Origin of the sequence: Aquidulcibacter paucihalophilus (assembly GCF_002105465.1) — a bacterium.
Taxonomy (GTDB): domain Bacteria; phylum Pseudomonadota; class Alphaproteobacteria; order Caulobacterales; family Aquidulcibacteraceae; genus Aquidulcibacter; species Aquidulcibacter paucihalophilus.
Map to the genome: position 1 here is coordinate 85,820 of NZ_NCSQ01000173.1, position 21,896 is coordinate 107,715.

At 59.6% G+C, this 21,896-nt stretch carries 17 protein-coding genes and 1 CRISPR repeat array; of the genes, 5 read left to right on the forward strand and 12 right to left on the reverse strand.

The features are described from left to right. Positions 1-9: 9 nt before the first annotated feature. Genes cas7e through cas2e form a run of 5 tightly spaced genes read left to right on the forward strand, consistent with a single transcriptional unit; the run spans position 10 to position 3,885 of the window. Positions 10-1,119 (forward strand): type I-E CRISPR-associated protein Cas7/Cse4/CasC, encoded by a 1,110-nt coding sequence (gene cas7e / locus B7364_RS16450; protein ID WP_085341133.1) that lies wholly within the window; start codon positions 10-12, stop codon positions 1,117-1,119. After that, the gene (gene cas5e, locus B7364_RS16455; RefSeq protein WP_085341134.1) at positions 1,116-1,877 is read left to right on the forward strand and encodes a type I-E CRISPR-associated protein Cas5/CasD; all 762 of its coding nucleotides are present in this window, start codon (positions 1,116-1,118) and stop codon (positions 1,875-1,877) included. The genes cas7e and cas5e overlap by 4 nt, the downstream gene beginning before the upstream one ends. Beyond that, entirely contained in the window at positions 1,874-2,647 is a 774-nt protein-coding gene (locus B7364_RS16460) for a type I-E CRISPR-associated protein Cas6/Cse3/CasE (protein WP_085341135.1), read from the forward strand. The genes cas5e and B7364_RS16460 overlap by 4 nt, the downstream gene beginning before the upstream one ends. A gap of 6 nt (positions 2,648-2,653) precedes the next feature. Continuing rightward, positions 2,654-3,577, forward strand: a complete 924-nt coding sequence (cas1e, locus tag B7364_RS16465) for a type I-E CRISPR-associated endonuclease Cas1e (RefSeq protein ID WP_085341136.1) — start codon at positions 2,654-2,656, stop codon at positions 3,575-3,577. Beyond that, on the forward strand, positions 3,574-3,885 hold the full coding sequence (gene cas2e / locus B7364_RS16470) for a type I-E CRISPR-associated endoribonuclease Cas2e (RefSeq protein ID WP_085341137.1): 312 nt from the start codon (positions 3,574-3,576) through the stop codon (positions 3,883-3,885). Before cas1e ends, cas2e begins: the two co-directional genes overlap by 4 nt. Positions 3,886-4,059: 174 nt before the next feature. Then, a CRISPR array of direct repeats spans positions 4,060-10,447; the repeat unit is 29 nt; unit sequence GGTTCCCCCGCCCACGCGGGGATGGTCCC. A 236-nt stretch (positions 10,448-10,683) separates the two neighbouring features. Here cas2e and B7364_RS16475 read toward each other — a convergent pair. The 12 genes from B7364_RS16475 to trbB form a co-directional block, all read right to left on the reverse strand. Further along, on the reverse strand, positions 10,684-11,127 hold the full coding sequence (locus tag B7364_RS16475) for a helix-turn-helix transcriptional regulator (protein ID WP_085341138.1): 444 nt from the start codon (positions 11,125-11,127) through the stop codon (positions 10,684-10,686). Positions 11,128-11,130: 3 nt separating this feature from the next. Beyond that, on the reverse strand, positions 11,131-11,778 hold the full coding sequence (locus B7364_RS16480; RefSeq protein WP_085341139.1) for a lytic transglycosylase domain-containing protein: 648 nt from the start codon (positions 11,776-11,778) through the stop codon (positions 11,131-11,133). After that, positions 11,772-12,275 (reverse strand): S26 family signal peptidase, encoded by a 504-nt coding sequence (locus B7364_RS16485; protein ID WP_085341140.1) that lies wholly within the window; start codon positions 12,273-12,275, stop codon positions 11,772-11,774. Before B7364_RS16485 ends, B7364_RS16480 begins: the two co-directional genes overlap by 7 nt. Continuing rightward, entirely contained in the window at positions 12,272-13,501 is a 1,230-nt protein-coding gene (locus tag B7364_RS16490) for a TrbI/VirB10 family protein (protein WP_085341141.1), read from the reverse strand. Before B7364_RS16490 ends, B7364_RS16485 begins: the two co-directional genes overlap by 4 nt. Continuing rightward, positions 13,498-14,505 (reverse strand): TrbG/VirB9 family P-type conjugative transfer protein, encoded by a 1,008-nt coding sequence (locus tag B7364_RS16495; protein ID WP_085341142.1) that lies wholly within the window; start codon positions 14,503-14,505, stop codon positions 13,498-13,500. Before B7364_RS16495 ends, B7364_RS16490 begins: the two co-directional genes overlap by 4 nt. Then, the gene (gene trbF / locus B7364_RS16500) at positions 14,484-15,179 is read right to left on the reverse strand and encodes a conjugal transfer protein TrbF (RefSeq protein WP_085341143.1); all 696 of its coding nucleotides are present in this window, start codon (positions 15,177-15,179) and stop codon (positions 14,484-14,486) included. The genes B7364_RS16495 and trbF overlap by 22 nt, the downstream gene beginning before the upstream one ends. A gap of 2 nt (positions 15,180-15,181) precedes the next feature. Beyond that, a complete protein-coding gene (gene trbL, locus B7364_RS16505; protein ID WP_085341144.1) occupies positions 15,182-16,741 on the reverse strand; it encodes a P-type conjugative transfer protein TrbL in 1,560 nt (519 codons plus the stop codon). A gap of 10 nt (positions 16,742-16,751) precedes the next feature. Beyond that, positions 16,752-17,498 carry a hypothetical protein gene (locus B7364_RS16510; RefSeq protein WP_085341145.1) on the reverse strand — a complete coding sequence of 249 codons (747 nt, stop codon included), beginning with the start codon at positions 17,496-17,498 and terminating at the stop codon, positions 16,752-16,754. Beyond that, entirely contained in the window at positions 17,485-20,007 is a 2,523-nt protein-coding gene (gene trbE, locus B7364_RS16515) for a conjugal transfer protein TrbE (RefSeq protein WP_085341146.1), read from the reverse strand. Before trbE ends, B7364_RS16510 begins: the two co-directional genes overlap by 14 nt. Before the next feature lie 68 nt (positions 20,008-20,075). Then, a complete protein-coding gene (locus B7364_RS16520) occupies positions 20,076-20,351 on the reverse strand; it encodes a VirB3 family type IV secretion system protein (protein ID WP_085341147.1) in 276 nt (91 codons plus the stop codon). A 36-nt stretch (positions 20,352-20,387) separates the two neighbouring features. Next, complete coding sequence (locus tag B7364_RS16525) at positions 20,388-20,720, reverse strand: TrbC/VirB2 family protein (RefSeq protein WP_085341148.1); 333 nt, start codon at positions 20,718-20,720, stop codon at positions 20,388-20,390. A gap of 210 nt (positions 20,721-20,930) precedes the next feature. Continuing rightward, positions 20,931-21,896: a P-type conjugative transfer ATPase TrbB gene (gene trbB / locus B7364_RS16530; protein ID WP_085341149.1), complete on the reverse strand. Its 966-nt coding sequence runs from the start codon at positions 21,894-21,896 to the stop codon at positions 20,931-20,933.

Genomic DNA, 21,896 nt, shown 5'->3' on the forward strand with positions numbered 1-21,896 from the left:
CTTGATACCATGACCCGCTTTGTACAGATCCATTGGCTCACCTCCTACCCCGCCACTCTTCTCAATCGCGATGATGCAGGTCTTGCTAAGCGTATGCCCTTTGGCGGAGCACCGCGCGCGCGCGTCTCCTCGCAATGCTTGAAGCGTCACTGGCGCACGGCGGAGGATGTGCACAGTCTTGCCAATGTCGGTGTGCCGATGGGATCAAGGTCAAAGAAAACGGTCGAGACGCTGATCCTACCAGAGGCAGAGGCAGATGGTGCCAGCGACGCGCAAAAGGCTGTCTTGAAAGTATTTGTAGAGCAGTTGTATTCCGACAAGGATAGTGCCAAACGCCAGGCCCTATTCTTCGGCAAACCGGAGATCGACTATCTGCGCGAGAAGGCGCTTGCGTGCCTGGATGCACCTGAACCCGCTAAAGCCGCAGAGGCCTTCTTCAAGGACGAGCGTGCCAATTTGCGCGCACTCAAGCATGGTGCGGGGCTGGAAAGCGCCCTGTTTGGCCGCATGATGACGTCCGATCCCAGCGCAAACACGGATGCAGCCATTCATGTCGCACACGCACTTTCGGTCCACCGCATCGAGCGGGACCTGGATTATCTGACCGCCGTTGATGACTTGGACGCCGGCACCGGTGCTGCTGGCCTGTTTGACGTGGAACTGACCAGTGCGCTCTATTACGGCTACGTCGTGGTAGACGTGCCCTTGCTGATCTCAAACCTCGCCAATGACGCCCAGACAGCAGGCAAGGTCGTCGAGCACCTGATCCATTTAATCGCCGAGGTTTCACCCGGCGCGAAGAAAGGCTCAACCGCGCCTTATGCTCGTGCTGAGGTCTTGCTGGTGGAAGTGGGTGATCGCCAGCCACGAACCTTAGCCAATGCATTCCGAACTCCCGTTGCCTTGGGGTCGAACCGCTTGTTTGAAGAGTCGGCGGAAAAAATGGCTGAGTATCTCGGAAAATTGGATAGTGCGTATAATACAGGCGAAGCCCGCAAGGCCGTAAACCTCTCAGACGCCGCCCTGCCGAACACACAAACCGCTGACCTCGCCTCCATTGCCGCATGGGTGGCACAAGAGATTGCGTACAGTGAAGCCACGCACCGGGGGGCAGCATGACCGGGAAGCGCCACCTGCTGATGCGGCTTGAAGCGCCATTGATGGCCTTCGGCACCACATTGATCGATAGCCTTGGCCCGGTTCAGGATTTCCCAGCCACAAGCCTGATCACTGGCCTGATCGCCAACGCGCTCGGCTGGAACAGGAACGAGGCAACCAAGTTGCAAGCCTTACAAGATCGGCTGGTCCATGCCGTTCGTCTGGACCTTGAAGGCGAGCGCCTGCGCGATTACCAAACCGCAGACCTTGACAGTAAGGATGCAGGCTGGACCCGGTCGGGCAAGCCTGAAGGGCGCGCAGGTGGGGCAGGCACCTACAAGGGCCAGCATCAGCGACAACGCTGGTATCAGGCAGACGCGAGCGCCCTTGTTGCCTTTCGCCTGGAGCCCGCAGAGGAAGAACCCTCACTTGACGCAGTAGCGGAGGCCCTCAACTTCCCTGCCCGCCCCCTTTTCATCGGTCGTAAGCCCTGCCTGCCTTCCACTCCGCTTTTTGCCGGGTGGGTAGAGGCCGACGATGCCTCACAGGCCATCGCCTTTGCCAGCCCGGATGAAGCTGCAATCGACGCCCGCACGCCAGACCTTGCTGCCCGAGTGTTCTGGCCTCAGGGTGAAGGCCCCGTGACACGGGATCGGCGCCAAATGGCCAATTGCCGCAACTGGCGGGTAGATGTTCATGCAGGATTTGACGTGTGGTATGGCGGCACTGGGTATGATCTGCAAGGCGAACCCCCTGCCCTTTCGGTGCACCCCTCATGAGCGCGCCATTGACATTGGTCCGCATGGTCCCAGACATGCGCGCACTGGCTCAGGCGGCAGCAGGCGCTGGTTTCGTCCCAACCGGTGGAGATATGGGCTATGCCCTGCACGCGGCCTTGCTGGCGATCTTTGGCCCGGAATTGGCCCCGAAGACCTTCACACTGAGAGACGGCACCGTGATGGGCTATAGTGCCGCAAGCCCCGAAGACCTGTTGACCGCAGTTCATCTTCAGCCAGCGTCCATGGAGGCGCTTGCCCAAGCCCTAGGGCCCCATCATCTGGAAGCCCGTACCATGCCGCAAAACTGGCGGGTGGATCAGGAGTTGGATTTAGAAGTGCGTATTCGCCCGATCGTTCGCTCTCGTGCTGGGCGGGGCCGTGCCAAAGGTGGCCGCGAGTTAGACGCGTTTGTCATGAACGCCCCCCCGAAGCCAACAGGCACCGACGCAGCAGGAACAGGCATTGCAGCCCGCGAGCTTGCCTACTGCAACTGGTTACGCGGCGAATTGGATCGAGGGGGGGCTTCCAGCCTTCTGGGTGCACGTATGAGGGGCTTTCAACGCACGCGCCTGCTCACCCGCCCCAAGGTCGAACACAGCCGAAGCACCGTTACAACCGAAGGACCAGACGCAGTGATGTATGCGCGCATCCGGATCAAAGACCCGGCAAGCTTTGACGCGCTCCTGCGTCGCGGAATTGGCCGCCACCGGGCGTTTGGTTTCGGTATGATGTTGCTGTCTCCGCCGGGACGGCTCTTTACAGAGAGATGAACGCTGATGCTCTCTGGTCGCCTTGGCCTTGAAACGGCCCGCATCCCCCATGACCTGCGACATGGCCTGCTCTATCTTGATCGTGGGCGGCTCGAGGTGGAGAACGGGTGCTTACGCTTCATGTGTGCCGGTGGTGGTGCGATGGAGCGGGGGGATTGGCAAATCCCGCATCAAGCCGTCACCCTGATCCTCCTGGGGCCGGGGTCTAGCGTTACCCACGATGCACTGCGCATCCTAGCCCGGCATAACACAGGCCTTGCCGCAGTTGGTGAGGGCGGCGTGCGCTTCTACACCGCCCCGCCCCTTCTTCCCGACGCCTCCGCACGGGCCCGCCAGCACGCGCGGACGTGGGCCGATCCGGATCGTCGGCTACACATGGCACGGCGCATGTATGCCTGGCGTTTGGGCGAAGTGCTGCCGGTGCGCGACATCGCGGCGTTGCGCGGCATCGAAGGGGCACGAATGAAAGAAAGCTACAAGTTGATCGCACAACAGGTCGGTGTGAAATGGCGTGGTCGGCACTATGATCGCGGCAACCCTACCTCGACCGACGCGCCTAATCAGGCACTCAATCATGCTGCCAGTGCTATCGAGGGGGCGGCGGCCATCGCGGTTGCCTGTACCGCCACCATCCCACAGCTTGGCTTTATTCATGAAGATTCAGGCCAAGCATTTGTTCTCGATATTGCCGATCTATATCGCAACGAAATCACCATTCCTGTGGCCTTCGCCGCCGCACGAGATTTTGAAAAGCAAACAACCCGTACCCTTGAAAGCCTAACGAGGCGCGCCTGTGCAGACGCTCTGCGGCGACGCAAGACAATTTCTTCAATGATCGAACGGATTAAGGCAATGTTCGATAGTGACAAAGGCGGGGAAGAAGCCATCGAGGACCCGAGTTTACCGCTTGTGGAAGGTCCTTACCCATGAGCTTCACTGTCGTCATTACCCGAGACGTTGAGGATCGATTTCGCGGCTTTCTCGCATCCGCAATGCAAGAGGTCGCGCCCGGCACCTATGTGAACCCCAAACTGTCGCCAGCCGTGCGAGATCGCATCTGGATCGTGATGGAAGACTGGTTTCAGGCCCGTGGTCGGGGGGGGGCCTCTGGCGGGTCTATCCTGATGGCCTGGGGAGACAATGCTCAGATTGGCGGCCTATGCCTCAAGTCCCTTGGCCTGCCAGCACGCACTTTAAGCGAGGTGGATGGGTTGCTTTTGGTGTGTCGCGCACCCTGAAGAGGCGGTCTTTCAATAGACCGGGGCTTCGATTCTTAGCTCAGCCAACTTCATAGCGAGCCAACTTTATGCCTGTAGAGACAGGAAGTGCCTTAGCTTGAGTGCCCCCTCAGCTTGAATATGTTGTTTGACAATGTAAATCTGAAAGTCAATTCCTCCTTCCCGACCGGAAGGGGTTCCCCCGCCCACGCGGGGATGGTCCCGAAAAACGCGAGGCCACCCAATGACCCTCAACGGTTCCCCCGCCCACGCGGGGATGGTCCCTCGGGGTATGGGGTATGGCCTATGACGGGCCAGGTTCCCCCGCCCACGCGGGGATGGTCCCGCCAATGATAAGCGGACCCGAAGAAATAACGCGGTTCCCCCGCCCACGCGGGGATGGTCCTTAATCCCGGCACCGAGCAGCCAGTAAACATTTGGTTCCCCCGCCCACGCGGGGATGGTCCCTGCTCGACGTTGATCACCGCGTCTTCGATAAAGGTTCCCCCGCCCACGCGGGGATGGTCCCTGCTCGACGTTGATCACCGCGTCTTCGATAAAGGTTCCCCCGCCCACGCGGGGATGGTCCCGCCGCCTGCGCCACGACTTCGCAAATCAGTAGGGTTCCCCCGCCCACGCGGGGATGGTCCCTCTGCGGGCTCCCAGTTGAACAGGGTCTGCATGGTTCCCCCGCCCACGCGGGGATGGTCCCACGTTGAAGTATCCGACACTTTTAAACACCCTGGTTCCCCCGCCCACGCGGGGATGGTCCCAATCTTGTTCAATGGTTTGGAACACCGAAAAAGGTTCCCCCGCCCACGCGGGGATGGTCCCCATTGCGACCGCGTATCTCTGTGTCAGTCGATGGTTCCCCCGCCCACGCGGGGATGGTCCCTATGCTTTCCGCGCGTGGCATGATCACTACCAGGTTCCCCCGCCCACGCGGGGATGGTCCCGCGTCCGCTTGGACCGGATATACCCACCAGTGGGTTCCCCCGCCCACGCGGGGATGGTCCTTTGGAATTCCTGAATCCCGTTTAGCGGTAAGAGGTTCCCCCGCCCACGCGGGGATGGTCCCGGTTGCTGAGACCGCCCCCAGCCAAGTTAGCGGGTTCCCCCGCCCACGCGGGGATGGTCCCGGCTCAACATAGCGGGCACAATCGGTGCCCAGGGTTCCCCCGCCCACGCGGGGATGGTCCCGTGGATTATGCGCGACGACGTCAAGCCAAATGGGTTCCCCCGCCCACGCGGGGATGGTCCCTCACCCGTGATTTCATAGAAAGCCGCCTGCGCGGTTCCCCCGCCCACGCGGGGATGGTCCCTCTACGCAGAGCCTCGCGTGTCGAACTGGTTTGGTTCCCCCGCCCACGCGGGGATGGTCCATCGGCGGGGGCTCATAACCGGCACTGAAGGCAGGTTCCCCCGCCCACGCGGGGATGGTCCCCTTCGGGGCGCAGACCTTTGGGGCGCATACCTGGTTCCCCCGCCCACGCGGGGATGGTCCCCTACAGAAAGCCCGCCAGCTATTGGGGATCACGGTTCCCCCGCCCACGCGGGGATGGTCCTGGTGGCTGTTCATGCGGCGCTCGACCGAGCGCGGTTCCCCCGCCCACGCGGGGATGGTCCCGTCCCTCCGGATGTATTCATCTTCCCGTCTAAGGTTCCCCCGCCCACGCGGGGATGGTCCCTATAGCCAAGCCTTCTAAGAGCCCCTGCAATCGGTTCCCCCGCCCACGCGGGGATGGTCCCCTGGCGGCTAATGCCTTCCACTATTATACCAAGGTTCCCCCGCCCACGCGGGGATGGTCCCGATAAAAGCCTTTGTTTTCAGGCAGACCGCACGGTTCCCCCGCCCACGCGGGGATGGTCCGTACTTACCCCCGCGCATGGTCAGCACCTGTTGGGTTCCCCCGCCCACGCGGGGATGGTCCCCTTGGGATTTTCGCGCGCCACCCAGAGGACGTGGTTCCCCCGCCCACGCGGGGATGGTCCCGCCTGCCCGGTCTCTTTTATCCAAGCGTAGAGGGTTCCCCCGCCCACGCGGGGATGGTCCCTCATCAAGCGTCAATTCTTGACCCTCAGGAAAGGTTCCCCCGCCCACGCGGGGATGGTCCCGCGCGCGAGACAGCCTCGCGATCCTCATTTAGGGTTCCCCCGCCCACGCGGGGATGGTCCCTGCCCAATACTCTTTTGCAGGTCAGAAAGCGCGGTTCCCCCGCCCACGCGGGGATGGTCCCTGCTCTATTGCTTGGTGCAGTTTCCAGAGGGTGGTTCCCCCGCCCACGCGGGGATGGTCCCGAAATCGCGGCTGGTATGTGTTCTATGCTGATGGTTCCCCCGCCCACGCGGGGATGGTCCCCAGACCTCGTGCGTTCGTGGATGTTTGACGAAGGTTCCCCCGCCCACGCGGGGATGGTCCCGCAAATCGCTATCGAAGTTCGTTGGTGGGACAGGTTCCCCCGCCCACGCGGGGATGGTCCCTAGCACACTGGATTCTTGAACTGCTTCTGAGAGGTTCCCCCGCCCACGCGGGGATGGTCCCAATACACCCCCGCGCAGTTGGAGGCTTGGGCTGGTTCCCCCGCCCACGCGGGGATGGTCCCGACGCGGTTTAGATATGGCGAGAACTCGGTTTGGTTCCCCCGCCCACGCGGGGATGGTCCCACGCCCCGCCATTGATTGGACGGTGAGGGCAAGGTTCCCCCGCCCACGCGGGGATGGTCCCGGGCGGCTTCTGAGACGTATTGCTCTAGCTTAGGTTCCCCCGCCCACGCGGGGATGGTCCCCCGGCTTCTCTTGACGCAGGACAGATGCACTCGGTTCCCCCGCCCACGCGGGGATGGTCCCCGCCGTTCGATGAGTGAGTTAAACCACATCCCGGTTCCCCCGCCCACGCGGGGATGGTCCCTCATTTTTGGCCAATGGCGTTTCCGTCAGATCGGTTCCCCCGCCCACGCGGGGATGGTCCCGTCGAGCAGTTCATGGCCGATGAAATTGCAGAGGTTCCCCCGCCCACGCGGGGATGGTCCCTTTGCGAGTTGGTGACCCATCCGGTGATTCGCGGTTCCCCCGCCCACGCGGGGATGGTCCCGCAGCCCAATGAATTGCGACAAGAGCGTGTTGGGTTCCCCCGCCCACGCGGGGATGGTCCCGGCCCCGGCAGAACAGCCATTCAGGCGATTGGGGTTCCCCCGCCCACGCGGGGATGGTCCCTTCACCGATCCATCAGAGTTTCGAGCCAAGTCGGTTCCCCCGCCCACGCGGGGATGGTCCCCTAGCCCGATGGAAGCCGCCTGAGGGCTGCACGGTTCCCCCGCCCACGCGGGGATGGTCCCGATATAAAGCCACAAATCATTTTGTGCTTTTGGGTTCCCCCGCCCACGCGGGGATGGTCCCGGGAAACAATGGCGATACCTTCTACGCGACTGGGTTCCCCCGCCCACGCGGGGATGGTCCTTTGCGCTGATAACGGCCTTGACTTTGGTCACGGGTTCCCCCGCCCACGCGGGGATGGTCCCCAAGCATCAGGGTTGGCCGCCATCAACCGCTCGGTTCCCCCGCCCACGCGGGGATGGTCCCTTGGCGTGTCGGCTATGGCTTGGTCTCGATGGGGTTCCCCCGCCCACGCGGGGATGGTCCCGTGACGCTTGGGGCGATCACCAATGGCGGCGTGGTTCCCCCGCCCACGCGGGGATGGTCCTTGCATTCCAGCTTCAAAGGACAACAGGAACAGGGTTCCCCCGCCCACGCGGGGATGGTCCCGCAGCCACGGCCACCACGACCGCCGATGGATGGGTTCCCCCGCCCACGCGGGGATGGTCCTCATTACAGCCACGTAGGAGGGCATCGGGTGAAGGTTCCCCCGCCCACGCGGGGATGGTCCCGCCATCGCCTGAAAAGCTGATCGACTTTTGCGGGTTCCCCCGCCCACGCGGGGATGGTCCCAAGAGACTGCGACGCTATATGAGAATTGCCGCGGTTCCCCCGCCCACGCGGGGATGGTCCCATCATCAGGGCTTCGTTGTGCAGGATCTCGGCGGTTCCCCCGCCCACGCGGGGATGGTCCCAAATCCCTAAGCGGATTTAATCTGCGCCATGCGGTTCCCCCGCCCACGCGGGGATGGTCCCTAGCAGGGCATAGCAAGGGCAAGGCCTTGCAAGGTTCCCCCGCCCACGCGGGGATGGTCCCTCGGCCAGCGCCAATAAAGAGATCCATGCCGAGGTTCCCCCGCCCACGCGGGGATGGTCCGTCACGGGCCGTCTCGCTAAGTCTGGCTTCGGCGGTTCCCCCGCCCACGCGGGGATGGTCCTTGAGACTAGACGGCAAAACGGAAAAAAAGTTGGGTTCCCCCGCCCACGCGGGGATGGTCCCCCGATGATTGAAGGTTGGGTCGATCTAAAATCGGTTCCCCCGCCCACGCGGGGATGGTCCCTTGGCATAGACCCGCTCGACCGTCGCTACAGTGGTTCCCCCGCCCACGCGGGGATGGTCCCTACATCTGGCGCGCGTCTCAGGCTAACGGCCTGGTTCCCCCGCCCACGCGGGGATGGTCCCTATGAGCGTGACAGGGGGCAGATACGCGACCCGGTTCCCCCGCCCACGCGGGGATGGTCCCCAGTTAAGCCCGTTGACAGAGCATTCCCAGCCGGTTCCCCCGCCCACGCGGGGATGGTCCCATGATGTTTGACACGCGGCCGGTGTTGATGGCGGTTCCCCCGCCCACGCGGGGATGGTCCGTTTGAAGACGATCTTGTGGCCGTGATCAGCGTGGTTCCCCCGCCCACGCGGGGATGGTCCCTTCTTTGCCAATTGTTCGTGTGACCGGCTCTGGGTTCCCCCGCCCACGCGGGGATGGTCCCGAAAGACTGGGCAGGCGTGTCGACCGACAAGGGGTTCCCCCGCCCACGCGGGGATGGTCCGTAAACAAGAGTTTCAAGGCGCGCTTCCTGCTGGGTTCCCCCGCCCACGCGGGGATGGTCCCCCTAACACCTATCGTGCCAATGAAAATGGAAAGGTTCCCCCGCCCACGCGGGGATGGTCCCGCCACACCAGCTTCTGCGCGCTTTCTGTCGGCGGTTCCCCCGCCCACGCGGGGATGGTCCCGCTACATGGGCAAGCTAGACATGGATTGCGTTGGTTCCCCCGCCCACGCGGGGATGGTCCCCTCATGCCACAGAGAGTTTCTCGCCCCAAAAAGGTTCCCCCGCCCACGCGGGGATGGTCCCAAGAACAGCCGGGTCGGGCCGGGCGGGTTGAAGGTTCCCCCGCCCACGCGGGGATGGTCCCGCAAGGCGCGTCGCTTGTGCTAGGCGGGGTCAGGTTCCCCCGCCCACGCGGGGATGGTCCCGTCATCAAGACACCTTCGGCAGCCGGAGCCACGGTTCCCCCGCCCACGCGGGGATGGTCCCATACCAATATTCAGCAACCTGAACCTTGTCGCGGTTCCCCCGCCCACGCGGGGATGGTCCCATGTCATCCGTTATTTCTCCGGATTTGTGCAGGGTTCCCCCGCCCACGCGGGGATGGTCCCTGAATAAACTCACGGCAGAGCAAGAAGCGATGGGTTCCCCCGCCCACGCGGGGATGGTCCCATAAGTCCCCGCGGTTGCCGTCTCAAGGCGGAGGTTCCCCCGCCCACGCGGGGATGGTCCCAGCCGCAGCCATTCAACATCAATGCAGGAGAGGGTTCCCCCGCCCACGCGGGGATGGTCCCAACGCCGCCGACATGGGTGTCGACGACATGGTGGTTCCCCCGCCCACGCGGGGATGGTCCCGATCTGGACGAACTGCCGCCCATGATTGACGTGGTTCCCCCGCCCACGCGGGGATGGTCCCGCGCTGTTCTATCTGCGAACCGAACTGGCCATGGTTCCCCCGCCCACGCGGGGATGGTCCCTGACAGGATTGAATATTTTTAGGGGGGCAATTGGTTCCCCCGCCCACGCGGGGATGGTCCCAAACAGGGGGCTAGGCGGTCATTTATTCTAGCGGTTCCCCCGCCCACGCGGGGATGGTCCCGCGGTGCAAATCATGCGCCGCCGCAATCCAAGGGTTCCCCCGCCCACGCGGGGATGGTCCCCTTCAAGGACGGGCACTGGGTGTGGGTGTTTGGGTTCCCCCGCCCACGCGGGGATGGTCCCCTTCCCGACCTGCGCTTAGCAATCGATACCCTGGTTCCCCCGCCCACGCGGGGATGGTCCTGTCCCGGTGACGATCAAGACTCGTGTGGCTGGGGTTCCCCCGCCCACGCGGGGATGGTCCCGATTTGTTGGACGTAATGCCCAACTGCAACTTGGTTCCCCCGCCCACGCGGGGATGGACCCGCTGTTATCGTCACTTAGGACAGGCTCAATCAGGTTCCCCCGCCCACGCGGGGATGGTCCCGTCAGGAAGCCCGGATTAGCGGTCGCGCTTGTGGTTCCCCCGCCCACGCGGGGATGGTACCAGTTCGGGCGGGCTGAATGCTGCTGTGCCTGTGGTTCCCCCGCCCACGCGGAAATGGTCCCCGGATGGTGCAACCCTCGTCGGTTGCGTGTGAAGGTAGCGCGTATAAGATTCCCCCACCTACGTGGGGATGGCCCCCCATCTCAAGTTTGGATCGCCTAAGCTCCGCATAGGCTCCACTCAGCGAGCCTAGGCCACCAACCATAAACTAGAAAGAAAAACGATTCCAATTACAAAGCGTCCAGATCAGAGGGCTGGGTCAATACTCAGATTCAGTTAGCTGGCAAGGATTCTTGAGCAATTGCCACAAGGGATAGAGGCTTGCCGATTTGAGGGAGGATGGTCCTAACATTATGGCGATGTTGGTACTCGGGTTATTGCATGCACGCCCATGATCTGACTTCGGCTGCCCGCCAGCGATGGCGACTGCTTCCAAAATGGATTGGCTTTGGAAAGCCGATTTTCGAGTTTCTGGTTCGCTCCCAAATGGCCTTGCGTCCAAGTTTGAGATAAGCGCAGACCATGGCAGTCGTCCACCATTCGTCATTTTCCCAACCTGTCGCGCTCATGACTTTGGGCTGCGCCGGCTTCATGATTTCGCTTGTTGCATTTGTCTCTACAGGCGGATCTGATTGAAGGGTTGGCGTGTCGTTTGCTGCTGGCTCCGGCAGAGGTACCTCATCATTGGCGACGTCAATTGGTCGGGGCTCCGGCATTTGTGGAGTTGGTGGTAATCTTTGCTGGAGTGGTGGTGCCACCCACCCACCAAACATGTCCAATTGTGGACTGTTGGCTTTATCGGCTTTTCTCTTTGCCATGATCTATCTCCTTCCTGTCGCCCGACACTGGTTGCGGTGACGAATGCCGCGACCAGCTGTCAGCGCGAGATAACAATCCACTGCATCGCGGACGTAGTTTTGGGTTTCTGAAATATCTGGGACACGACCAAGGCGTGCGACACGATTTGGGCCGGCGTTATAGGCTGCAAGCGCTAGCCTCAGATCACCAAACCTACCAATCTGGGCAGCCAGATAGCGCGCCCCTCCCCGCAGGTTTTCTTCCCCATCAAAGGCATCAGCGACGCCTAACTCTCGGGCTGTAGCCGGCATGAGTTGAGTGAGGCCACGCGCACCAACCGGACTTATAGCTCGAGTGTCGTAAGCACTCTCCACAATAACCAAGGCATGGAGAAGCTTGGGATCAAGGCCAGTCTCGGTCGCAATTCGCCGGATCAACGCATCAAGGGGCTGTCTGGCTGGCAATAATCTCACTTCGCCAAAATTGCGCATGGGATCCGTCCGGACCTGGTCGGACTCTTGCTTGGGTTTGGTGCTATCGGCTGACTTGCGCTCCAGCGTAAGGCCAGGCTGTATGAATAAGCTACCGCCAGCTTGGCTCCAGTCCGGCGGATCAGCGAGCGCGGGCGTTGAAAACAAACTCAGCGCGATGATGAAGCTGCGGCCTACCATGAGAGCACCTTCCGATAAGTACCTGACAGGGCTTGTCTCGAAACCGGTCCAAAGTAACGGCTATCAAAGCTTCCAGGGTGATCACCCAGAATGAATACTTCTTCGTTCGCGAGCTTAATACAACCTTTCCACTTAGGCAGGACATTGCCGCGTGTGTCTCGGGCTTTGGCTTGAAGTTGTTTGCCAGCGACTGTCAGGATATCTGCTTGTCGGCAAACTATATCGCCGGGCAATGCGGCAACCCGTTTTATAAGAAGCGTGTCGGCTGGATACCCAAGCTTGTCGACCAGATAGTCTTTTGCGCTCTTGTTCATAGGCATGGCGACAATTTCGTCGGCCTTTAAATCTGTTGCCTTGCCGACGCGAACATAGAGCCCCTTCTGCATGGAGGGTGTTTCATTGATGATGGCAGCCGGCGCGTTCAATTCTGGGCACCAATTCTGTGCCAGTAAAAGGCCATTGGTTGCCACAAGTGCGATAAGGCTGGCGATCTTCATGGTGTTGGCTCCAGGATCAGGTCTCGGGTCAGAAGCACTTGGACCCGTGTTCCTTGGCGGACCCGAATGGTGGGTTTCACTTCCAATTCCCGGTCGACTATGCGGCCGCCAACACGGGCAGCTTCGATTGCTGCGGCATCACCAACATCGCCCATTAGGCTCGTATCTTTGTTGCTGTCCCTGCGGGCAGCTTCGCCCAAGGTTGTTATAGCGCCGGCAAACAAAGTCGCGGTCAGAAGTTGCGGGATACGACGATCGACACGACCAGCAACACCCCCTGCGCCTTTCCCATCCACACCGGGTTCACGAGCCAGGGTAATCGAGCGACCATCTGGAAAGAGAAGACGTTCCCAAACCAGAAAGGCCCGACGTTCGCCATAAGTCTGATCACCATCAAACCGGCCCAGCAATCGTGACCCTTGCGGGATTAAGAGATAGCTACCTGTGACCGTATCAAAGACATTCTCGGTGACACTGGCGATCACGCGGCCTTCCCGCTCTGTATCAATGGCGGTCAATAAGGCTGCCGGAATAACACTGCCTGCCTTCAATTCATAAGGCGACAAGGGCGTAAGCAATGCCCGGTCCCCATAGACGGCGTCATAATCCTTCTTGCGCTGAATAAGTTCTTGTTGCGGAATTGGTGTTGCTACGGGAGTAGCCGCTTGGGTTGGCGTGCTTGGCGTCTGGGGAAAAAACAAAGCCGACTGCTGCGCCTTTTGGGTCTCATTGGTACTTCCGTTTTGACGGGTCGTTTGGGCTGGCTGCCGCCGTGCGGGTTGGGTATTGTATATGGGTCTGTCCTCCATAATCACGCGCGGCTCATGGACAGGACCCGCATCTGGAGGAACAATTGGCGATGAGCTTGTGAGTGCTTCTTCACTGGGCAGGTTCGGAGCGCTCATGAGTTCAGCGTAAGTCGACGGGCCTTGGGATAGAATCTCCGCAGGCTGCACGGATCCACTTGGGGTCTCGCGTGCCTCTTCGGCCTGCTTCGCTCGAGCTTCGGCTTTGCCCATCGGACCAATCACAAAACTATAGACCAGCGAAAGCGAGATGACACTGCCACAGAGAATGAAGACGCCACGCACGGCCGACTTATTGATCTGTTGAGTGGGCTTGGGAGCGACGCGCGCATGCAGGGTCTGTCCGCCCGTCAATAGTTTTCCCAAGGTCGCCTCTTCTGCATCTTTTGGCTCTTTAATAACTCCATCTGGGGCTTTCATGGCAGATCTCCTCTGCGCTCGATCTTCACAATCTGGGGACGCTCTCCACCAAGGCGCAGCTCGGCCTTCAAGAAGAGACGGTCGACGACATAAGAATTGCTTTGCTTGCGCCAATTGACGAGTTGAGCCTCGCCTCGCTCATTCAGGACAAACAGAGGCGGGGCTTCGGTCGTGCCAAGGCTCTCGGGAAAGGTGATAAAGGTCTGCCGGCCATCATCATGGACTGACACGGGCGTCCACGCGGGTTTCCGCCATCCTGTCCGGATCCGATACGCTTCAGGACCATGGGCTTTGAGAATTGGTGCTGGTGTTGCGGGCTTTGGGCCTGTCTCGGCAGGCCCCACTGCCACCTGGCTTGCAGGGGCCTGGGGCATTGGGTGTGTCCAAGAAACCGCCGCATTAAAGGCCTCGCTCTCGTCAGAGGCTTTGAGCGCCAAAAGATAGACACGCCGGTTTGTGGTCACCACCATATTGGTGGCAAGGCCCGCCCGATAAGGCTTGATCAAAAGATGGGTCTGAGTGGTCTCGGCTTCGCCCGAAGTCGTATCACCAATCATCCAGCGCTCTGTATCGCCAGCCGCCTTGCTGATGATCTTTTCGCCGGGTTCCAGACTGAGCGCGGTGATCCGCATCGGTGCGGTCCAGACTTCATAGACACGGCCTGGCTCATAGCCAAAAACTTGTGCCGCATTGACAAAGCCATCGGCTCGCGACGGGGCTAAGGCTTCTGCGTTGGCTGCCCGGATAGCCGCTGGACCGACTTTGGGCGTGGGGGCAACTTGGGTTTGAACCGTGACTTGAGCTGTCCGGGCTTGGGGACGTCGTTTTGTGCTCTTGGCCTTTTTGGGAACGTGAGAACGCGCTGTGTTATGAGCCTCGCTTGAGCGGGCTTTGGCACCTGCTTCACTTGGAACAGCCAGCGGCAAGGACAGGGTCAGAAGCAAGGCCAAGCCGGTTGCACAGGCTGTGGCCCTGCCCGTGATCATTGAGCGTCGAGTGTCCATGAGATGTCCTCGATTTTGATGCCAAGTGGATTTTTCATAAGCTCTGCCTCCGAGCGGGGTGGCTCGAAGCGAACGGTCACGAGCGCGCGCCAGCGTTCGGCTCCGCCGCTCATGCCATTGGTGAATTTCTCTTCCCGCCACTGAATGTCGAACGTCTTCTCAGAACGCGCGACGACATTGAGAATGCTGACCGCGATCGCTTCACGACCTGCATTGGCGAACGGATCATGTTCTTGCGCCCATGCATTGAGATAAGCGGCAGACTTAGGCGTGGTAAAATCATAGGCCCGCATGAAGTTCTGACGGATCAGGACTGGATCGACACTTCTTCCGCGAACATCGGCGATCCAGCGCGACAGCGCAAAAGAGACCTGAGCCTCATTGGGTCGATAAGTCTGATCAAGGGCTGTGATCTTCTGGGTCTGGCCCCAGCTTGAAACCTCGACAATGAATGGTTTGACGACCGAACGTTGCGCTTGAACCCACCAGCCAGCGCCTAGGAAGCCTGCAAAGATAAGCGTCCCGAAAGCCATGTTCCGCCAATTACGAGCATGGGAGAGCGTTAGACCCATGCGGTCATCCCAAACCTGGCCTGCCCGCTGATAGGGCGTGGCTATTGGCGTCGCTGACAGGGCTTGAGTGCCGACTGGCTTTGGCTTGAAGAAAGCATGCATGTTTAGTCCTCCTCACGGATGGATGGGCTCAAGGAACCCGAGTTTTCGTTAGCTGGTAGAAGCTGGCGCGCCGTATTGGCGGCAAAGAAGGCATTGAAGGCGCGCGCTTTAGGCGTTCTTGCCTCATAGGCCGGAAAGCGGTGATAGCGCGACGCAGAATCTGTTGGGCTGGGTGGACTAGAAGCAGAGCTTGCTGAAGTCGCAGGCGCGGTGGCACCGCCCGAGATCGCCTCGCGCTTACCCTCATTGGGGTATAACTCTTGGATATTACCTGAACTCGCCGGTAAGTTTTTACCCCTTTTGGGGTATGAATTTGGACCAGCGTCATCATCATTCTTACCCCTTTTGGGGTAAGTCTCAGCGCCTTTGTCGAAACCAAACGCTTCTTGACCTGAATTCCTACCCCCAACGGATGAAGTCTCAGAGTAATTACCTGCAGTCCCAGTTGGTGATCCTCCATCGGATACTGATGAGCCTGTGCCATTAGCTGATCCTTGAGATGGCCGAGATGCCGGCGATGTTGAAGTTGCCGACGATGGAGTTGATGGCGGCGTTCCAGGCGGGTTCGAGCCACCACTTGGACCTGTGCTAGGACCTGGTCCGGGGGGCTTGCCTGCTGCGGCACCCGCTGCTGCCCTCGCACTTGTGGCAATCTGGGCGGCAGCACCAGCACCCGCGGCCCCCGCAGCCATGGTCCCAGCAATGGCAGCCCCGCCTGCTGCGCCTACCGCTAGCGCTCCGACACTCAGCGCCCCTGCCCCAAGGGCTGGACCGCCCGAGACAAGGGCAGCAGCCAGATTGGGCGCAAAGAGCGAGAGCATTGCCAGAATGATGGCGGCCGTCAGAATGGTGAGCGCTTCATAGATGTCAGGCTCAGGACTTGGCATTAACTGGGCAAAGATGGTCTGCGCGCCAGAGACCACAATTGCAAGCGCTAGCACTTTAAGGCCAGCTGCGACGACATAGCCAAGGGGACGTTCGGCCATAAAGCTTGTTTTCGAAAAGATGCCAAAGGGCAGCAGGATAAAGCCGCCCAAGGTGACGATCTTGAACTCTAGAAGCGTGACGATGATCTGAAGGGCCAGGACCGAAAAGGCGACCATGATCCCGAGCATGGAAACCCCAATCAGGATGGCATCAACAAGATTGCCGATCACATCAAGCGGGTTCTCGGTCACAGTTGGGGCATCGCCGATTGCTTTGACGATCTCCCAACCGGTCTCAATCACGGCTCCTGGATTTAAGAAGTCAGCGGCACTGATCGAGCCACCACCAGCCGTCAGTCCAATCTGCATGAAGCCCGCAAAAATGGTCTCCGAAAGGCCCTGCCAATCATTGATGATATAAGCAAAGGCGCCAATCACGAGGATCTTTGAAAAGGCTCCTGCCAGGACATCGCGATTAGAAGAGATAGCCCATTGAAGGCCGGTCAGAGCGACAACCAGACCAATCATCAGCCCAAAGATTCCATTGACGGGTCCAGCAAGGCTCGAAAAGCCTGCCGTGATGGTGCTTGAAAACACCGTCATCAGATCATTGGCAGTTTGGGATGAGACAGCCATGATAAGAACCCTACTGACGCGCGTTAGGCAAAGGATTGAAGGCTGGCGCTTTTGGCTTTTGCGCTTTCCGCGCCCATTGGGCACGGCGAGCCGCAATCGCTTCTTGCTTGCTGGCGGCGCGCTCAGCTGCCTCTTGAGCCGCTAAGCGAGACTGAGCTGCCATCAAGGCTTGCAGCCCTTCGAGTTGTTCAGAAAGCACGCCGAGCGCTTGAACCGAAGATTGGATTGCCCCTGTCTCCCCTTCTGCATCACGTGAGGCCGCCAGTGCCCCACGCATACGCGCAGCCCGATTGGGTCGCGAGGATTCAAGGTTTGCGGCAATTTGGGCGAGATCTTGGGCCGTCAGACGAGAAAGTTCAATGCGGCGGGCGGCGGCCTCAAGACGTGCCATGGCAGAGCGCGCCGCAGCATTTTCTGGATAAAGTTCTGAGAATTGCCGATCCAGACCGCGCACGGTTGTGGCTAGGCCCCGTGCCTGTTGACCCAGATCATCCAAGGCCCGCATGGCCTGCCCAATCTCACCCGAATGATCGTATGGGCTTTTAGAAAGCGAGCGAATTTGGGCGGTGAGTTGATCTGTCTGTATACGGATTTGTTCTAAGGCACGGGCTGCTTGGAGTACATTTTGGATATGATTGGTGGGGTCATAGACCACAGCTGCATGAGCCAGTTTTGGAACAACAACGACTGGCGCTGCGATCAGGAGCGCGAGTGCTGATGCGGCAGCAGCAAAGGGGAGATTTTTATTGCGCGGCATTTATCGGCCCTCCGAGATTTAAGGGGGTTGCGTCATTGGCGATGGCTTGGATCAGCTCAGATGCGGTAAAGTCGTTGGCGGCTTCAGGATGGACCGCGAGCGCATCAAAGAGGCCTTGGACACCCCGAAAGCCTTTGGCTTCAAGGAAGGCCCGGACAAAGGCATCGGGCGTTTGTTGGGTCTTGATGCTTTCCTCGACCTGATCGATCAGCTTTTGATCTTCCGGACTGGACGCCCCACAGATGGCTAACACCGCGCCTCTCAAGCGCAGATCAAACATGCGCCTGCCGCGGGGTTGGCGGATATAATAGGACCGCTTTGGGGCAGCAAACGCGAGGAGTTCCAACTGACGCTTATTGAGCCCGAAGAGCCGGTAAAGGTCAGCGCTGGCGGGCTCTAAAGCGCGCGGGCTGGGCAAGAAGATATGGGTTGGACAGCTCTCAATCAGCGTCGTCGCAATCGGCGAATTGACCACATCGTCCAAGCTTTGCGTGGCAAAAACGACTGCGACATTTTTCTTCCGAAGTGTCTTAAGCCATTCACGCATTTTGGCGGCAAAGCCGGTGTCGCCCAAAAAGAGCCAAGCTTCATCGAGAACAAGAAGTGTAGGCGCTCCATCGAGGCTTGCCTCAATTTCATGGAACAAGGCTGTCAACACTGGTCCAATGGCACTTGGGGTCGCCATCAGATCTTCGCACTCAAACGTCTCAAAAAAGCCTGGGGCATCCGGGACGTCGGCCGCATCGAGTAGCGCCCCATGGGGACCCTTGAGCGTGAAGGGCTCAAGCGCTGCGCTAATATCGCGCGCCTGGCAAAGGGCCGAGAAGATCGAGAGTGTCCGTTGGGATCTTGGCGCTTCAGCAAGGCTAGACAATGCTGCCCAAATCTCCTCTCGGTGTTTTGGCGTTATCCTTATGCCAGCTGCCGATGCTGTCTCTGCCAACCATTCTGAAGCCCATGCCTTTTCGGTCGGCTCATCAATGCGGGCTAATGGTTGGAGGGCATAAGGCGCGTTTGGACCCAAACCATGCCAGCTTCCACCAGCACAAAGGGTGGCAGCGCGCGCGGACTTGCCTTTATCGAAAAAGATGATGCGGGCTTTTGGATAGCGCAGCCATTGCAGCGCCATGAACGATAGGAGGGCAGACTTACCTGACCCCGTGGGACCCACAACCATCGTGTGGCCAACATCACCAACATGCAAGCTCAAGCGAAAGGGTGTGGCCCCTGAAGTCTCCGCAATCAATAAGGGTGGGCCCTGCAAATGGGCATCTTCTGAGGGTCCGGCCCAGACCGCCGAGATTGGCAAGAGATCGCATAGATTAAGCGTCGACAGCATGGGTCGGCGCACATCGGCATAGGGTTCGCCTGGAATGGATCCAAGCCATGCTTCAACCGCATTGAGGTCTTCGGTCCTAGCCACGAACCCTTGCGCATTAAGGACAGCTTCAATGGCTCTGGCCTTTTCCGCCACCCTGCCCTCATGGGCATCAAGGACGGTGATTGTGAGTGTTAGCCAGCCGTAGGCACAGACTTCGGCACCAAGTGCTTCAAGGGCGCCATCACATTCATCCGCCTTGACCTGCGCATCACGGTCGAGAAGGGGAACATCTTCTTTCGTAATGGCTTCGCGCAGAAGCGTCCCCATCCCCTTGCGCTTGGCAAACCAGCGCTTTCTCAGGCGGAGGAGCTCTGCCTCTGCATCAGCCTTATCCAGACCAATCCAGCGCGCCACCCAGCGATAGGAGAAAGGTAATTGGCCAAGGCCATCCAAGAGACCTGGCAAGGTCCGACTGGGAAAGGAGCGTACACTGATGACGCGCAAATGCTGATCACCAAGCTTTGGGGCAAGCCCACCATAAAGGGCCGTGTCAGCCAATTGGGCATCCAAGAAGACCGGTATCTCAGGGACTAAGACCGGATGGTCTTTGGGGCTGATGGTGGCGTGAAGATAGGTCAGCAACACTTCATCAGTCATGAGGCGCGCTTCGGGTAGACCATCGGCCATGAGGTCGACGAGGATCCTGATCTCGCGCTCGAACAGCGCTAAACTCTCGTGCCAATCACGTGTATCCCTAGAGCGATTTTGAAAGAGGAAGGCTTCAGCCTTGCGAACATCATCAGCTGGCGGCAACCACGTAAAAGTCGCAAAATGATCGGTCTCAAAAGCTGATCCGGCTTGTTCAAAATGAGCCTTGCGCTCCTCATCAATGAGGCAGGCAGCAGGATTGATAGGGGATTGGTCTGGATAGGGATCAGCCTGTCTGCGCCTTGCCTCCATATGAAGACACCAGCCCGTTCCCAAGCGCTTCAACATATTACTGAGCCTGGCCCGCACCGCCATCAGTTCTTCTGGCGTTGAGCTTTCAAGATCAGGCCCACGAAATTTCACGCAGGCTGAAAAGCTTCCATCCTTATTGAGGAGCACGCCCGGTGCCACCAAGGCAGCCCACGGCAAATGGTCAGCCAACGTGATGGGTTTCTGGCGGAATTCATCGAGAAAGCGCATGGGATATCACTCCCGGACGCGACCGCGTCCATGGCAGATTAAACATTGAAAGGAAGATGGCTGGAGCTCTAAGCCCCCAAATGGCCAGGAAGCCTCAGATGGCGGCGCAAGACGTCCAAGAATTGCGCATCGACCTTGGCAAACCAAAGGCCCACCCCATGCGCGACACCCCACCAGATCAGACCCAACCACCAGAGTTTTAGGGCAAGGCCCAGGACCAGAGCCAATGTCCCCATTAAAATGGCATATTCTCTGGGCAGGCCCGCCATCAGAATGGGCTGGGTCAAGGATCCCGCCAAGGGTAGTTCATAGCCCTCTGGTCGATCTGGATGAGAAGCGCTCATGGGTTTTTCCCCTGACCTTACTTTGGTCCTTGCCTATCAGCCGATGGTGGCTCCGCCACCAAAACCAAAGAAGCCCATGAAAAAGCTTGCGGCGGCAAAAGCGATCGCGATCCCAAAGAGAATGGAGACACCGCGACGCAGACCAGAACCAGATTCTGAAAAGGCCACACCCAATCCAAACATGGTAACCGCGATGACCCCGCCTGCCTGGGCAACAGGACCGGTCAAACTATTGACCACTTGCTGTAGCGGACCTTCCCAGGGCATGCCCGAGCCACCAGCTAAGGCGGGGCTTGCAAGACTTGCCAGAACAAGACCCGCTGTCAGCGAAGTCAGAACGCTCTGAGCGATAAATTTGGCATTTTTCATAGCTTTGCTCCAATCCGGGACGCTTCTTGTCCCTGTGGGTATCTTGTGCATAAGCCATGCCAACTTAAGCAAGAAAGTGTAATAATATAAATAACTTAGATTGATTTTGATTTTCCCAAATGGTCTCGCCGGGCCTCTGTTTCCAGGGTCCGGTTGGGCGAGCGCGTCTGTGGCGCTAAAGCGAGAGTTGGGCGCTTAATCAGGTCTTTCTCACCCGATTTTACGCGTGTGATAGGCTCCTTCTTCTTCTCCTCTGACTTCTATGAGGTCTTCCACACGACGGCCCTCACGGGTGCGCGCAATATGGATGACAAGATCAATCGCCTGACCAATGGCGCGCCGAGGGATACTCGCCGCAACTTCACCGGTCAGGTCTTCAAGGCGCGATAGCGCGTCTTTGGCGCTATTGGCATGGATGGTCGAAAGCCCACCTGGATGCCCGGTATTCCAAGCCTTCAAGGTCTCAAGCGCTGCCGCCCCATCGCGCATCTCGCCCACAACAATCCGGTCGGGACGCAAGCGCAAGCTATCACGCACAAGATCAACAACCCCAATCACTTTTGGGGTGCGCCGCGTCAGGAGAGCCACTTGGTCCCAAGCCGAGCATTGAAGTTCGGGCGTATCCTCAATCAGGATCGTGCGGGTATAAACAAAGGCCGGCAAAGCCAGAATGGCGTTGGCCAAGGTTGTTTTGCCAGAGGAGGTACCTCCAGAAATCAGAATATTGTGACGTTCTTTGGCTGCTTGCTCGATGAGTATCCTTTGCTCATGGCCTAAAATGCCTTGGGCTTGATAATCACCGAGCGTGAATATTCGCGCAGGCCGCTTTCGGATCGAAAAAGCTGGCGCACGACTGACCGGCGGCAAGACGCCTTGGAAGCGCTCGCCTGTCTCGGGCAAGATGCCTGATAGCCGTGGATCTTCGGGCAGGACCGGCTCACCAACATAATCGGCAATCAAGCGGATCACGCGATCACGGGATTCAGGGCTTAGGGTTTGATTGGTTGGGGCGCGGCCCGAACCAATCTTGTCGAGGATCAATTGCCCGTCGGGGTTGGCGAGTATTTCGACAACGTCTGGATCGATCAGGGCAGCGAGTACTTCTGGCCCAAGGGCGTGACGCAAAGCTTCAAGGCGGCGCTCGGCAATGATGGGATGATCACCGAGCTTAGCCAT

Coding starts and splice junctions, on each gene's coding strand:
- B7364_RS16460 (WP_085341135.1), top strand. CDS start 1,874: ATGAGCGCGCCATTGACATTGGTCCGCATGGTCCCAGACATGCGCGCA.
- B7364_RS16495 (WP_085341142.1), bottom strand. CDS start 14,505: ATGGACACTCGACGCTCAATGATCACGGGCAGGGCCACAGCCTGTGCA.
- trbL (WP_085341144.1), bottom strand. CDS start 16,741: ATGGCTGTCTCATCCCAAACTGCCAATGATCTGATGACGGTGTTTTCA.
- B7364_RS16490 (WP_085341141.1), bottom strand. CDS start 13,501: ATGAAAGCCCCAGATGGAGTTATTAAAGAGCCAAAAGATGCAGAAGAG.
- trbF (WP_085341143.1), bottom strand. CDS start 15,179: ATGCATGCTTTCTTCAAGCCAAAGCCAGTCGGCACTCAAGCCCTGTCA.
- B7364_RS16520 (WP_085341147.1), bottom strand. CDS start 20,351: ATGAGCGCTTCTCATCCAGATCGACCAGAGGGCTATGAACTACCCTTG.
- B7364_RS16485 (WP_085341140.1), bottom strand. CDS start 12,275: ATGAAGATCGCCAGCCTTATCGCACTTGTGGCAACCAATGGCCTTTTA.
- B7364_RS16480 (WP_085341139.1), bottom strand. CDS start 11,778: ATGGTAGGCCGCAGCTTCATCATCGCGCTGAGTTTGTTTTCAACGCCC.
- cas2e (WP_085341137.1), top strand. CDS start 3,574: ATGAGCTTCACTGTCGTCATTACCCGAGACGTTGAGGATCGATTTCGC.
- B7364_RS16475 (WP_085341138.1), bottom strand. CDS start 11,127: ATGGCAAAGAGAAAAGCCGATAAAGCCAACAGTCCACAATTGGACATG.
- trbB (WP_085341149.1), bottom strand. CDS start 21,896: ATGGCTAAGCTCGGTGATCATCCCATCATTGCCGAGCGCCGCCTTGAA.
- cas7e (WP_085341133.1), top strand. CDS start 10: ATGACCCGCTTTGTACAGATCCATTGGCTCACCTCCTACCCCGCCACT.
- B7364_RS16510 (WP_085341145.1), bottom strand. CDS start 17,498: ATGCCGCGCAATAAAAATCTCCCCTTTGCTGCTGCCGCATCAGCACTC.
- trbE (WP_085341146.1), bottom strand. CDS start 20,007: ATGCGCTTTCTCGATGAATTCCGCCAGAAACCCATCACGTTGGCTGAC.
- cas1e (WP_085341136.1), top strand. CDS start 2,654: ATGCTCTCTGGTCGCCTTGGCCTTGAAACGGCCCGCATCCCCCATGAC.
- B7364_RS16525 (WP_085341148.1), bottom strand. CDS start 20,720: ATGAAAAATGCCAAATTTATCGCTCAGAGCGTTCTGACTTCGCTGACA.
- cas5e (WP_085341134.1), top strand. CDS start 1,116: ATGACCGGGAAGCGCCACCTGCTGATGCGGCTTGAAGCGCCATTGATG.